The sequence below is a fragment of the Mucilaginibacter sp. P19 genome, from assembly GCF_050632265.1.
Classification (GTDB): Bacteria; Bacteroidota; Bacteroidia; order Sphingobacteriales; family Sphingobacteriaceae; genus Mucilaginibacter; species Mucilaginibacter gossypii.
On the sequence record NZ_CP192586.1, the window covers coordinates 483273 to 496937 of the forward strand.

Here is a 13665-nt window from a genome sequence, read left to right on the forward strand (position 1 = left end):
AAAATGACACTAAGGCAGGAAGATCCATCAAACATAGAAGATAAGCGCTTAGCAGCGCTTAAATCATACAATGTTTTGGATACCATGCCTGAAAAGGAGTACGACGCTATTACGCGTTTAGCCTCCTACATATGCCAGGTACCGGTAGCGCTGATAACGCTGCTTGATGCCGAAAGACAATGGTTTAAATCAGCATACGGCGTCGACGTGGGGGAAACACCCCGCGCCGACGCTTTTTGCAACCGCACCATCCAATCTGATGCACTTCTTGAAATAGCCGACTCCAAAGAAGATGAGGAGTTTAAGGATAATCCCGCAGCCAATGAAATGGGCGTACGTTTTTATGCCGGCGCGCCGTTGATTGACCCGGATGGCCACAGGCTTGGCTCATTGTGTGTGATTGATACAAAGCCGCGTAAGCTCACAGCCGAACAGCGTGACGCGCTACGCACGCTGGCCGATGAGGTTATGTCGCACCTGCTGCTCCGGAAACAGAAGCTTGAATTGGAGAAAAATTTGAAAAGCCATCAGGAGTTTCATAATCTTTTTGACAGTTCTCCTGATATCCATTGCATTATGGACCGGGATTTTATCATTGAGCAAATCAATCGTTCTGCCAAATCTGTTTTAGGCTATTCGCCCGTTGAGGTTATAGGTAAACCTATCTGGAGCTTTTTCCAGGAAGAAGAGCGGGCTAAATCGCTGTCGGCCCTGAAAAAAGGATTAGGCAGGCAGCAACGCCATTTCGAAATAGAAGCAAATATTATAACACCGTCGGGCGATATTAAATGCATCAGCTGGTCGGTAACTTTTAAAAGTGATAAATGGTTTGCCAGCGGGCGCGATATCAGCTATCAAAAAAGGTGGCCAATGAATTGGCATTATTATCATTGGTGGCAAGTAGGGTTACCAGTGGTGTGGTTATCAGCAATGCGGCAGATGAGGTGATATGGACCAATGAAGCTTTTGAGCAAATAACCGGCTATAACCAGGCCGATGTAGAAAACCGGCGCCTGCGCGATGTGCTTAAAGGTGTACCGTTGGATGCCGAAGCTGTAAAACGGCTTGATGAAGCCATCCGCAACCAGGTATCTTACGAAGTAGACTTGTTGATAGATAAAAAAGGTGGTGAACCGGTTTGGATCTCGGTATTTAACTCGGTGATCCGCGACAGTGCCGGCCAAACAGATAAATTTATCAGGGTTATTATTGATATAACCCAGCGTAAAAAAATAGAACAGGAACTGGAGATACTGTCCTTCGCGGCCCGTAAATCGCCAAGCGGCATCCTGATCCGCAGTAATACTGGCGAGGTGATCTGGATGAATGAAGCCCTGGAGAATATAACAGGTTATACGTTTGACGAAATGCGTGGTAAAATGTTTGGTACCATGCTGGTTGGTGAAGATACCGACCTTAATGTGTTTAAGGCGGCAGTAAAAGCTGTAGAGGAAAAACGGGGATATGAAGTTGAAATAAAAGTTTATAAAAAGGACAAAACCCCGATCTGGATCTTTCTGTCAAATAGCCCTTTATTTAATGAAACAGGCAGTGTTGAAAGACAGATAGCTGTAATGGTTGACATCACCGAACGTAAGAAAACTGAAGAGCAGGTAAACATGCTTTCGTTGGTGGCCAGCAGTACTGCCAGTGGCGTGGTAATTAATAACAGCGATGGTAAGGTTGAGTGGGTCAATAAAGCGTTTGAGCAAATAACCGGCTATACTTTGCTTGATGTGAAAGACAACCATCTTGGCGATGTGCTAAAAGGGGAGCTTACCGACGTATCTATTATCCAAAAGGCACGGGAGTTATCCCGCAATAAACAATCATTTGAGGTTGACCTGCTGGTTTACCGGAAAGACAGGCAGCCTTTGTGGATTTCGGTGATCAACTCGGTGATTATTAACAGTAAGGGCGAAGTTGATAAATACATAGAGGTTATCATTGACATAACTGCTAAAAAGAAGGCTGAAATTGAACTCATTAATGCCCGGGAGGAAGCTGTACAGCTGAGTCGCGCCAAAGATATGTTCATATCAGTAATGAGCCACGAGATCCGTACGCCGCTGAATGCCGTAATTGGTATGTCGCATTTGTTACTGGAGGATGATCCGCTTGATGGGCAAAAGGAAAACCTTAACATCCTGAAATTCTCGGCCGAAAACCTGATGACACTGATCAATGATGTGCTTGATTTTGCCAAGATCGAAACCGGGAATGTTGAGCTGGAGAAGGAGCGGGTTGATTTGACCGAGCTTGTTCAAAGCATAACAAGCTCCATGCAGTATAAAGCCGCCGAAAAAAATATATATATTAGCAAAAGCATTGATGAGGCTATGCCCAAAGTGATTTTGGGCGACCGCACCCGACTTATCCAGATATTACTAAACCTTGTTGGTAATGCCATTAAATTTACCGAGAAAGGTGGAGTTACCATCGATCTGAAAGTGATTCAGCAATCAGAACAGGATGTGCGCATCAGGTTTGCAGTAATTGATACCGGCATAGGCATTGCAGCAAATAAACTGGGTACTATATTTGAGCAGTTTAAGCAGGCCGAACTGGATACTACACGCAAGTTTGGAGGTACCGGCCTTGGCCTCGCTATCAGCAAGCGGTTAATTGAACTGCACGACTCGCGCATAAATGTTGACAGCGTACCAGGACAGGGATCAACATTTTGGTTTACCATAGGCTTTAAAAAAGGAGACTACCAGTCGAACAGAAATAGTAATAACGTGGAAGAAGGACTTAAAATAAATGTTTTAGTAGTAGATGACAATCAGATTAACCGCCTGCTCATTAATAAGATATTAAAGAAATGGGGTGCCAGCGCTGATTTTGCCGAAAACGGCATTGAAGCTATTGAAAAGGTTGAAACCAACCGCAACTACAACGTAGTGCTGATGGATATCCACATGCCCGAAATGGGCGGTTTGGAAGCGACAGGCATTATCCGCGCTAAAACAGAAGCTTATTTCCAGCAGTTACCAATCATTGCCCTTACGGCCTCTATGCTCAGCAACCAAATGGGCGAGATTAACAATGCCGGAATGAATGACTATATCCTTAAACCCTTTGACCCGAGGGTGCTTTACGATAAATTAAGCAGGTACCAGCAGCAGTAGGCTGTTATTGATTAGAGACTGAAGATTAGAGGTTAGTTTGTTTAAATCCCGGTACTAAAACAGGTGTCATTGCGATAGCGCGGCCATCGCATGGAAGCATGACCGCCCTGTGTAGTATGCGATTGCCATGTCGCATCCCTGACTTATCCCTATGTTGCTCCTCGCAATGGCATGATTAGTATAATCTTATTCGATTATGATCCTACACCGCATAAGCTATGGTAGCTATACTCAACTTCAAACCAGGAACTTTCAATAACTCCGCCCCGCAGGCTTCAAGCGTTGAGCCGGTAGTTACTATATCGTCGACCAGTAATACATGTTTGCCTTCAAGTGCAGCCGCATCTTTAACAGCAAATACATGCTGCATATTTTCAAACCGGGCAAAGCGTGATCGTTGAGTTTGCGTTTTAGTGGCCACTGTACGTACAAGGCTGTGCTCATCAACCACCCCCTTTAACTTTTCGGCAAGGCCATGGGCAAAGCAGGCGCTTTGGTTGTAGCCACGTTCGCGCAGGCGGCGCTGATGGAGCGGCACCGGAATAATTACATCTGCCGTATTAAAAATATCATTTGCGGCCAGCTGTGCCCCTGCTATGACGCCAAGCAGACTGCCGATCTGGTGCATGCCTTTGTATTTAAAATGGTGCATCAGGTTTTGGATTTTTCCTCCTTTATGAAAATAATAGAGCGCGTAGGCAGCTTCAACATTAATTTTACCCCAAAATTGCTGGGCTACAATATTAGCAGGCTGCTGATGAAAATTGGTAAAGGGTAAATTAAAGCGGCAATCGCTGCAAATGATATGCTCACCTGCTACCAAGCTGGCCTGGCAGGCCGGGCAAAGTTCCGGGAACAGCAGGGCGGCAAAATCTGAAAGGTAGGCACGCAGTAATTTCATGCCCTCAATTTAATACGGATTTTTTAAACTTCGGCCAGTTTATCTTTTTCTTTGATGGCGAGCTGTCCGCAGGCGGCGTCAATATCCTTGCCGCGGCTCCGGCGGAGGTGCGTGTTAATACCTTGTTTGGTGAGGTAATCAGCAAATGCTTCAACTTTATCTTCGCCGGCATTGATGTAGCTGGCAAAAGCGATAGGATTGTATTCAATGATGTTAACTTTGCAAGGCAGGTGTTTGCAAAATTTAGCCAGCTCCATAGCGTCCTGGATGCCATCGTTCACACCATCAAAAATAATGTACTCGTAGGTCACCGGGTTTTTGGTTTTGGCGTAGTAATATTTCAATGCCTCGGCCAGGGCCTTTAACGAGTTTTGCTCGTTGATGGGCATAATAGTATTCCGTTTTTCGTCGTTTGCCGCGTGAAGGGAAAGGGCAAGGTTAAATTTTACCTGGTCGTCGCCCAGTTTTTTGATCATTTTGGCAATGCCGGCTGTTGATACGGTAATGCGTTTGGCAGCCATGTTAAGCCCATCCTCGGATGTGATGCGCTCTATCGACTTCATCATATTGGCATAGTTGAGCAACGGCTCGCCCATGCCCATGTAAACAATATTTGATAAAGGCTGATTGTAGTTTTCGCGGGCCTGCTGATCAATTAAAACTACCTGGTCGTAAATTTCATCGGGGTTGAGGTTCCTTTTGCGCTCCATATAGCCGGTGGCACAAAATTTACAGGTAAGACTACAACCCACCTGCGATGATACACAGGCCGTCATACGGCCGGGAGTTGGAATTAAAACGCCCTCAATTAAGTGGTTATCGTGTAAAATAAAAGAATTTTTTATAGTTTTATCAGCACTAACCTGTGAAGAATTAATTTTTACATTATTAATTACAAAATTTGCATCCAGTTTAGCACGGAGTTCTTTTGAAATATTGCTCATCTCGTTGAAAGAAAAGCAAGATTTTTTCCAAAGCCATTCATACACCTGTTTTGCCCTGAAGCCTTTTTCATCCATACGGATAAAATGCTCCTGTAAAGCATTCAGGCTCAGGCTGCGGATGTCGATTTTATCTTTTGTATTGTTCACAGTGCAAAAGTACTTAAATTTAAAAAAATCTATCTTTTTTTAAAGTCATTCTTTTTTGGCTAATAAAAAACAATAACTAAAAGTTAATTGTACTTATTTTGCAGGACAGATTGTTTTGAAAAACGTTATGTGTTACGATACCAAGTTTAAATTTTAATGAAAAGTTTTAGAGCCGATTACGTTTTTCCTGTTTATGCCGATCCGATTAAAAATGGTATAGTCACTGTTGATGATCAAGGTAAGATCATCGCTGTTACCGATAGTAACAAGCCTCCCAGCGGGCATGTGCAACAAGTAAGCGGAGTTATTTGCCCCGGATTTATTAATACGCATTGCCATACCGAACTTTCTCATTTAAAAGATAAAGTAAAGCCCAAAGGCGGCCTGGTAAATTTTATAAAAGACGTTCAATCTTTACGCAGTACCGATCAGCAGGAGGTTCTTGATGCCATAGCTAAAGCTGATCAGGAAATGTATGATAACGGCATTGTAGCCGTTGGTGATGTCTCCAACACTAATAACAGTGTTGCGATGAAAAAACAAAGCAAATTATACTATCATACCTTTGTTGAAACTTTTGGTTTTTTGCCCGAAAAGGCTGCTGAAGTTTTTGAAAAAGCGCTGGCCCTGCTCAATGAATTTAAGCCCGGCTCATGTTCTATAACCCCGCATGCACCGTATTCGGTATCAAAGGAGTTATTTAAGTTGATTAAAAAGCACAGCGATACCAACGATGAAAACCTGCTCAGTATCCATAACCAGGAGTGTGAGGATGAGAACAAATTTTACCGGTATAAGCTTGGTGCTTTTTTAGAGTTGTACGAGCATTTTGGTATGGATATATCCTATTTCAAGCCACAGGCCCGTAACTCGGTACAATCTATTATCCCGCTACTCTCTAACAAACAAAAGGTTTTGCTGGTACATAATACCTGTACCAACCTGAAAGATATTTATTTCATAAAACGATTTGACAGGAAGATAAACTGGTGTTTTTGCCCTAATGCCAATCTTTATATTGAGGGGCGTTTACCTAAAATTGATCTTTTTGTTGACCAGGGTTTTAATATTACCCTTGGTACTGATAGCCTTGCATCAAACAGCAAATTATGTTTACTGAGCGAGATGCGAGCTATTCAACAAAAGTTCCCTTCCATAAGCTTACCGCGCCTGGTTGAATGGGGTACCCGCAATGGAGCCGAATACCTGGGTATCGACGATGAAAAAGGTACGCTTGAAGCAGGCAAAACCCCGGGCCTGAACCTGATCAGCGGCCTTGATGGGTTTAAGATCACCCCCGAAACCAAAGTAAAGAAACTAATATAATTGACACTAATTTTCACAAATTAGATCGAATTACACGAATAACGTCAAGGAAACATTCGTGTAATTCGATTAAATTATAAGCAATCTATACAAGGATTCGTGCAGATATCATCCTTTACTCACCGGCACAACTAAATGGATAGTAACCTCGGGCGGTGTGCCGCTTCTGTCGATGCCATACTTAGGAGGCAGTACTTTAAAATCGCCTTTAAACACGGCCTCGCTGCCTTTTTCGTCAAACGTAAAATGGATGGCTTCGGGATTGGTTTTGCCTTTCATGGTTAGCTTGCCGCTGGCAACGTAGCCGTTACCGCTTTTTGATACCGAGGTTGATTCAAATTTAATGGTTGGATAATCGTCGGCACCCAGGGCCGATTTTACGTGGCTGGTTTTAATAAAGAAACCGGTTGCTGCGGTTGTAACATCGATAGTTGCCGAAATTTTAGCTTGTTCGGGATGGTCTTTATCAAATGTTATATCGGCTTTTAAGCCGCTGAATGAACCGCTTACCCTGTGGCCTTCAAAAGTTACCTGGGCTTCATCGTCTTTCACTTTCCAGTTGCCCAAAATAGCGAAAGCCGAAAAGGTTGTAAGAGCAATGATCAGGGCAGAAAAAATAATTTTTTTCATAAAATAGAATTTTAGAGTTATATCAATCAAAATAAAATGTAATGCGTTTTGTAGTGATTACGCTTGTAAAGTTAAAAGGTTGCTTAGCAGGAAAAAGTTAACTTTGCAATATCAATATACGATAATACTGATGATCAAACATATTAATATTACAGTTAAAGGCAAAGTACACGGCGTTTTTTACCGTAAATCAACAAAAGCAGTTGCCGATCAGCTTGGTGTTCGCGGTTTTGTGCTCAACGAGCCCAATGGCGATGTATACATGGAAGCCGAAGCTGATAATTCTACACTCGAAATGTTTTTGGAATGGTGTAACGAAGGGCCTCAGGACGCCGAAGTGACCGCTGTTGAAAGCCATGAAGGCGAATTGAAAAACTATCGTAATTTTGAGGTTGTTAAAAGGCGTTTGTAACTAAATACAAACCCATTAAATCGAATATCTCCATTGTCTACTATAAAAAAATTCGCCGGGCAAACTGCTATATATGGTTTAAGTACTATCATTTCCCGGATGATCTACTTTGTTTTAACGCCAATTTATACCCGTACCCTGCCGGTAAATGCTAACGGCGTTTTTACATCGGTATATGGAAGTGCTTCTATCATTAACGCCATTTTGGCTTTTGGTATGGAAACTACCTATTTCAGGTACCTGCAAAAACGTTCAGATAACAAACAGCAGGTTTATAATAATGCGTTTGGTGTTGTTATAATGGTATCAGTAATATTCCTGGTTTTTTGTGTACTATTTCTAAATCCTATTGTCAATTACATGCAGGCCGGCGTCGCTAAAGATCATGCCGACTATACTTTTTACGTAAAGTGCTTCCTCGTAATTTTAGTGCTTGATGCTTTTTGCGTAATTCCTTTTGCCCGTATCAGGGCAGAAGGCCGCCCCATAAAATACGCCATTATCAAATGCTCAAACATCGGCCTTGTAATGATGCTCAATTTGTTTTTTCTGTTCGGCGTTCCGTTTATAATAAATCACCATTTGCCATCCGGAGCGTGGATGGCAGGTTGGTACAGGCCCAATTGGGTAGGATATGTATTTTTAGCTAACGCAATAGCAAGCGGGCTTACCATATTATTGCTATTGCCCGAGATATTGCAAATGAAGCTGAAGTTTGACGGTGCCATGTTAAGCGAAATGTTTGCATACAGTTGGCCTATATTGATAGCCAATATATCGTTCATCATTAATGAGTCATTAGATAAGGTGATGCTGAAGCAAATGCTGCCCCAAAGTATCGCCGATACGCATGTGGGCATTTATGGCACCTGCGCCAAGATTGCATTATTTCTGAGTATTTTTGTGCAGGCCTTCAGGTTAGGTGCCGAACCGTTTTTCTTCAGCCATGCAAAAAACAAAAATTCGGGCGAAACTTATGCCCGCATCATGACGTACTTTGTAATTATGGTGGCCATTATATGTGTAGCACTTATTGCCAATGTTGATATACTGGCTACTCTTATAGTAGGAAAGGAAACGCATGAGGTGAAACATCATATAGTTTACAATCCGTTTTGGCAGGGCCTTGGCGTTGTACCGCCCTTGTTGTTCGGTTACCTGAGCCTTGGTATTTATATGAATCTTTCGGTGTGGTATAAATTGTCTGACCAAACCCGGTATGGCTTATATATATCTGGTGTAGGGGCGGTATTAACCGTTATTTTAAACTGGCTGCTTATTCCTAAATACAGCTATATGGCTTCGGCGTGGATCTCGTTCGCGGCCTATGCTACCATGATGGTGCTCTCGTACCTGTGGGGGCAAAAAAATTACCCCATCCCGTATAACTTAAAAAAGAACCTTGCGTATATAATTGTCTCGGTATTGTTTGTTTTTCTGTCGTTTTCAGTATTTAAACGTAATATTTTTGTTGGTAACGGGCTTTTACTTTTATTTGCGGCTGGAGCGTATTACTTTGAACGCAAAGAGTTAAAAGCTATATTTAAACGATGATCATCCGCATAATTAACAAATCAAAAAATAGTTTACCGGCTTATGAAACTGCTCATGCAGCAGGCATGGACCTGCGTGCTGATGTAGAAACTACGGTAGTGCTTAAACCAATGGAACGTAAACTCATTCCAACAGGTTTATATATTGAATTGCCCGAGGGTTTCGAAGCGCAAATCCGCCCGCGAAGCGGCCTGGCATTTAAACATGGTATCGGTATTGTTAATTCGCCGGGCACTATTGATGCCGATTATCGCGGAGAGATCAAGGTATTACTCATCAATTTCTCGACAGAAGATTTTGAGGTCAATACCGGCGACAGGATAGCCCAGATGGTAGTTGCCAAACACGAGCGTGTTAACTGGGAGCAGGTAGAAGTACTGAACGAAACCCAAAGGGGCGAAGGCGGCTACGGACACACAGGGAAGTAATTAGAGTCAGGAAACAAGAAGAATGAAGATTGGTAAAAGCAATATTAAATTAGAAAGTACACGGAAAACACACCTGTTTTCTGCGCCTTTTCTTGCGTCTTTATTCTTGCCTCTTGCCATCTTGCCTCTAAATTCTCAGGCTCAGCATAAAAAGAACGGCGATAATAAAACACTGGCATCGGCAGGTAAGGTGATGAGTTATCAGGACAGCGCTATGGTTAAGCAGCTTTTCTTTTCGGCCCTGCGCGAAAAAACGGTTGAGAACTATAAGCTTGCCACCGAAATGTTTGAGCGCGTTTTACAGGCCGACCCTGCAAATGATGCTTCTTTATATGAACTGGCAAACCTTAAAAGGCAGCAAAATGATTTTGCAGCTTCTGAGCCTCTTTTAGAGCAGGCTGTAGCAATAAATAAGGATAACGAATGGTATTGGGCGGCATTGGCCGATAGCTATGAAAAAACCAATACCATTGATAAGCTTGAAAATGTTTTTAACCAGCTGATCAGGCTTAACCCGGATAAATCAGCGTATTATTTTGACAAGGCCAATGCTTTTACCATCCTGAAAAGGTACGATGATGCCCTTAAGGTATATGATGAGATTGAAAAATTGAACGGCCCGAGTGATGATCTTTTAGCCAATCGTCAAAAAATCTATTTAAAGCAGGGCAAAATTGACCAGGCCACTTCTGAACTGGAAAAGCAGATAGCCGCTAATCCCGGGGAGATCCGTTACTACCTGGCCCTTGGCGAAGTTTACAACTCGAACGGGTTTGCCGATAAGGCGCTTAAAGTATTGCAGCAAGCCGAAAAGCTTGATCCGCGAAATGGTTTGGTGCACTTCGCGCTGGCCGATATCTATCGCGATAAAAAGAATAACGAAGCCAGCTTTAATGAGCTTACCCAGGGATTTGCCATTCCGGATATCGGCATCGACCAAAAAATTAATATTATATCGGGATACTTTCCTAAGTTTCCGGAGGCTAATGCTAAAGCCAGCGCGCTTGAATTAAGCCGGATCCTGACCGTTGCCCATCCTAACGACGCCAGGGCTTATGCCATTTATGGTGATATGCTGATCCAGAATACCAAATATAAAGAGGCAAAGCCAGTACTTAAAAAATCGGCCCAGCTTAATAACCAGGTGTACAATGTTCAGGAACAGCTGGTGCGCCTGGATTTAGGCGACAACGACCTTGATGCCGCTATTAAAGATGGTGAAAACGCATTGTCATTATTTCCGAACCAGGCCTGGATGAACTATCTTGTTGGTGTGGCCTGGGCACAAAAAAGGATAACAATAAGGCAGTTGGTTATCTTAAAAATGCTACTTCATTAGAACTTCAGGATAAGGAGCTACTTTCGTTAAGTTTTTCATTATTGGGCGATTGCTATCATGAGTTGAAGAATATTAAAAGCTCTGACGAAAGTTATGAGAAAGCTTTAACCTACAATCCGGATAATGCATTCACTTTAAACAATTATGCTTATTATTTATCGTTAAGGAATGAGCAGCTGGAAAAGGCGGCAGCAATGTCGGCACATTCCAACGAGTTGCAGCCTAATACGGCATCGTTTGAAGATACTTATGCCTGGATACTGTTTAAACAAAAAAATATGCCCAGGCAAAAGAATGGATGGAGAAGGCCCTCACGCATGATAAAGACAATAGCGGGGTTAAGTATGAACATTATGGTGATATATTGTTTTTCCTCGGGAATACTGATGCTGCCGTAACTAACTGGAAAAAGGCGAAAGGCTTTGGTGAGCAGTCACCTGTTTTAGATCGTAAGATAAATGAAAAAAATATAGCGAATAGTTTACTTATAGCTTGCTGCCTGCTGGTAATGCTAAGCTGTAAAGCACGTAAACAAGTTTTGGTTACCCGTAAGGCAGATTCGACAGCAAGGACGAGTGATATTGCCGGCAAACTGGCTGCCATAAGGGCAAACCAGGTCAATTTTACAACATTTGCGGGCAAGGCAAAAACCAAGCTTAGCATCAATAATAACAGCAATGATGTTACCCTGAATATCAGGATAGCAAAAGATAAAAGGATTTGGGTTTCCATCACAGCAGTATTAGGCATTGAAGCGGCCCGCGCCGTGATAACACCCGACAGTATTATGATCATTAACCGCTTGCAAAACGTTTACATTAAAAAGCCATTCAGTTATATATATACTTACGCCAGCAAAGAGGTTAATTATAAAACGCTCGAGTCATTGCTGATTGGCAACGCGGTGCCCGAACTGCTGAACGAGCAGTCGACCTTTGACCATGCCGATGGCAATACAACCTTGAGCGGTTCCCTGAACGATCTGGTTTACAAGCTGATACTTGGTCCGGATAATAAGGTTACGCAAACCAATTTAGATAACCAGCGCCAGGCGCAATCATTACAGGTTACCAATAATACCTTTATCGAAGCAACAAACCGGGTATTGCCGGCACAAATAGATATCGCATCAGTAGTAAAAGATAAAAAAATACAAGTTAATTTGCATTATACTAAGGCCGATTTTGAAGTACAGCAAAACTATCCGTTCAGCATTCCTGATGGGTACGAGCCTGGTAAATAATTAATATGTTTATTTGATGAAGTTTATAAAAGCAGTTTTCTTTTTACTATTGGTACTGGCAGCAGTTAATGTATACGCACAAAGCAGTGACGAACTGAAACGTCGTAAAGCACAGCTGAATAAGGAGCTTGAACAATTAAATGAAGATTACAATGAAACTTTAAATAATAAAAAGGCTTCATTAAAGCAGCTAAGCATACTGAAGGCACAGATAAACCTGCGGCAGGAAAAAATTGAAAATATCAACTCTGAAGTAAGATTATTGGATAATCAAATCTCTGAGAGCAATAATAACGTACGTAGCTTACAGTCGCAGTTGGATCAGCTTAAAAAGGAATACGCAGCTATGATCCTGTTTGCATACCGCAACCAGAGCGCCTATAATAAGATGATGTTCCTTTTTGCATCAAAAGACTTTAACCAGGCCTATAAACGTTTAAAATATTTACAGCAGTTTGGTACCTACCGTGAGCGGCAGGCAAACTATATCCAGGGTACACAAAAAGAGCTGCATGTTAAAATTAATGAGCTTGACCGTACCAAGAATGAAAAAAATGATCTCTTGAAAGATCAGCAAAAGGAAAAAGAAACACTGGGTAATGAACGTAATAACCAGGTTAAGGTGGTAAGCGATCTGTCGCAGCATGAAGGGATCCTGAAAAAACAACAGAGGGACCTGCAGGCCAAGATCGTTAAAACAACCCGTGCCATTAATGAGGCTATCCGCAGGGAAATTGAGGAAGCCAGGCGCAGGGCTGCTGAAGAAGAAAGACGCAGGGCTGAAGAAGCCGCAAGACTGGCCGCAGCCAAAGCAAAGGCCGAAAATAAGCCAGCGCCTGTTGCACCGGCTCCGGCTAAGCCGGCTGCGGCGCGCAGTACATCAAGTGTATTGAACGCCACGCCTGAGGCCGCTAAGCTGTCGAACGACTTTTTGGGTAATCGCGGTGGTTTACCATGGCCGGTATCCAACGGAATAATTACCCAGGGATTTGGTACCTATACCACGCCTGAGGGTATCAGGAGTGAAAGTACAGGTGTTGATATCCGTACTAACCAGGGCAGTACTGTTAGGGCTGTATTTGATGGTACGGTTGTAAAAGTGGGTGATGTGAGCGGGACCTATTTGGTAATTATATTGCATGGGGAGTATTTTACAGCTTATAGTAATTTACGGTCGGTAACTGTTGCGCGTGGGCAAAAAGTGAGCACCAAACAAGCTATCGGCACGGTGGCAACTGATCCATCGACAGGAGAAACGGAGGCGCACTTTGAAATTTATAAAGGAACAACACCCGTTAACCCCAAGATCTGGCTGGCGCCTAACTAATTAGTTATGAACTATAAGAAATTTTAATTGTATATATTTGTATCCTTAAACAGAATGCTATGTTAAGTTCAGTTTTGTTATTTTTAAATATTGGTACGGGCGAGATGGTACTGATACTTTTTGCAGCATTGATGCTATTTGGCGGCGAAAAGCTGCCCGGCCTGGCGAGGAGCCTGGGTAAAGGTATCCGCGACTTTAAAGATGCCTCTGAAGATGTTAAACGTGAGATCAATAACCAGATCAATAATTACGAGGAAAAAAACCTGCACCTAAAGTAGAAGAA

Annotated in this window: 14 protein-coding genes; 11 read left to right on the plus strand and 3 right to left on the minus strand. The window is 42.7% G+C overall.

The genetic code is table 11. The features are described from left to right. Nucleotides 1–3 precede the first annotated feature (3 nt). Entirely contained in the window at nt 4–948 is a 945-nt protein-coding gene (locus tag ACQ86K_RS02405; protein ID WP_431199729.1) for a GAF domain-containing protein, read from the plus strand. Continuing rightward, entirely contained in the window at nt 864–3131 is a 2268-nt protein-coding gene (locus ACQ86K_RS02410) for a PAS domain-containing protein (RefSeq protein WP_431199730.1), read from the plus strand. Before ACQ86K_RS02405 ends, ACQ86K_RS02410 begins: the two co-directional genes overlap by 85 nt. A 202-nt stretch (nt 3132–3333) precedes the next feature. Here ACQ86K_RS02410 and ACQ86K_RS02415 read toward each other — a convergent pair whose 3' ends face one another. Together ACQ86K_RS02415 and rlmN are read right to left on the minus strand one after the other, a co-directional pair. Continuing rightward, on the minus strand, nt 3334–4032 hold the full coding sequence (locus ACQ86K_RS02415; protein WP_431199731.1) for a ComF family protein: 699 nt from the start codon (nt 4030–4032) through the stop codon (nt 3334–3336). Between the two features lie 23 nt (nt 4033–4055). Next, complete coding sequence (rlmN, locus tag ACQ86K_RS02420) at nt 4056–5123, minus strand: 23S rRNA (adenine(2503)-C(2))-methyltransferase RlmN (RefSeq protein WP_091174591.1); 1068 nt, start codon at nt 5121–5123, stop codon at nt 4056–4058. Between the two features lie 156 nt (nt 5124–5279). Here rlmN and ACQ86K_RS02425 point away from each other — a divergent pair, with 156 nt between their 5' ends. Then, the gene (locus tag ACQ86K_RS02425; RefSeq protein WP_431199732.1) at nt 5280–6449 is read left to right on the plus strand and encodes an amidohydrolase family protein; all 1170 of its coding nucleotides are present in this window, start codon (nt 5280–5282) and stop codon (nt 6447–6449) included. A 108-nt stretch (nt 6450–6557) separates the two neighbouring features. Here the strand turns inward: ACQ86K_RS02425 and ACQ86K_RS02430 are convergent, their stop codons facing one another. Further along, complete coding sequence (locus tag ACQ86K_RS02430) at nt 6558–7079, minus strand: YceI family protein (protein ID WP_091174596.1); 522 nt, start codon at nt 7077–7079, stop codon at nt 6558–6560. A gap of 130 nt (nt 7080–7209) precedes the next feature. On the opposite strand from ACQ86K_RS02430, the gene ACQ86K_RS02435 reads away from it, so the two are divergent. The 8 genes from ACQ86K_RS02435 to ACQ86K_RS02470 all read left to right on the plus strand — a co-directional run bounded on the left by ACQ86K_RS02435 (nt 7210) and on the right by ACQ86K_RS02470 (nt 13660). After that, nucleotides 7210–7491: an acylphosphatase gene (locus ACQ86K_RS02435; RefSeq protein ID WP_311084056.1), complete on the plus strand. Its 282-nt coding sequence runs from the start codon at nt 7210–7212 to the stop codon at nt 7489–7491. A 33-nt stretch (nt 7492–7524) separates the two neighbouring features. Further along, nucleotides 7525–9045 (plus strand): polysaccharide biosynthesis C-terminal domain-containing protein, encoded by a 1521-nt coding sequence (locus ACQ86K_RS02440; RefSeq protein ID WP_129571813.1) that lies wholly within the window; start codon nt 7525–7527, stop codon nt 9043–9045. Then, complete coding sequence (dut, locus tag ACQ86K_RS02445; RefSeq protein ID WP_090534327.1) at nt 9042–9473, plus strand: dUTP diphosphatase; 432 nt, start codon at nt 9042–9044, stop codon at nt 9471–9473. The genes ACQ86K_RS02440 and dut overlap by 4 nt, the downstream gene beginning before the upstream one ends. A 121-nt stretch (nt 9474–9594) precedes the next feature. Then, entirely contained in the window at nt 9595–10812 is a 1218-nt protein-coding gene (locus ACQ86K_RS02450; RefSeq protein WP_431199733.1) for a tetratricopeptide repeat protein, read from the plus strand. Nucleotides 10813–10853: 41 nt separating this feature from the next. Beyond that, nucleotides 10854–11210, plus strand: coding sequence for a tetratricopeptide repeat protein (locus tag ACQ86K_RS02455; protein ID WP_431199734.1), 357 nt, complete (start codon nt 10854–10856; stop codon nt 11208–11210). Beyond that, a complete protein-coding gene (locus ACQ86K_RS02460) occupies nt 11111–12055 on the plus strand; it encodes a DUF4292 domain-containing protein (RefSeq protein WP_431199735.1) in 945 nt (314 codons plus the stop codon). Before ACQ86K_RS02455 ends, ACQ86K_RS02460 begins: the two co-directional genes overlap by 100 nt. 16 nt (nt 12056–12071) lie before the next feature. Continuing rightward, nucleotides 12072–13382, plus strand: a complete 1311-nt coding sequence (locus ACQ86K_RS02465) for a murein hydrolase activator EnvC family protein (protein WP_431199736.1) — start codon at nt 12072–12074, stop codon at nt 13380–13382. 59 nt (nt 13383–13441) lie between these two features. Next, entirely contained in the window at nt 13442–13660 is a 219-nt protein-coding gene (locus ACQ86K_RS02470; RefSeq protein ID WP_431199737.1) for a twin-arginine translocase TatA/TatE family subunit, read from the plus strand. Nucleotides 13661–13665: the final 5 nt, after the last annotated feature.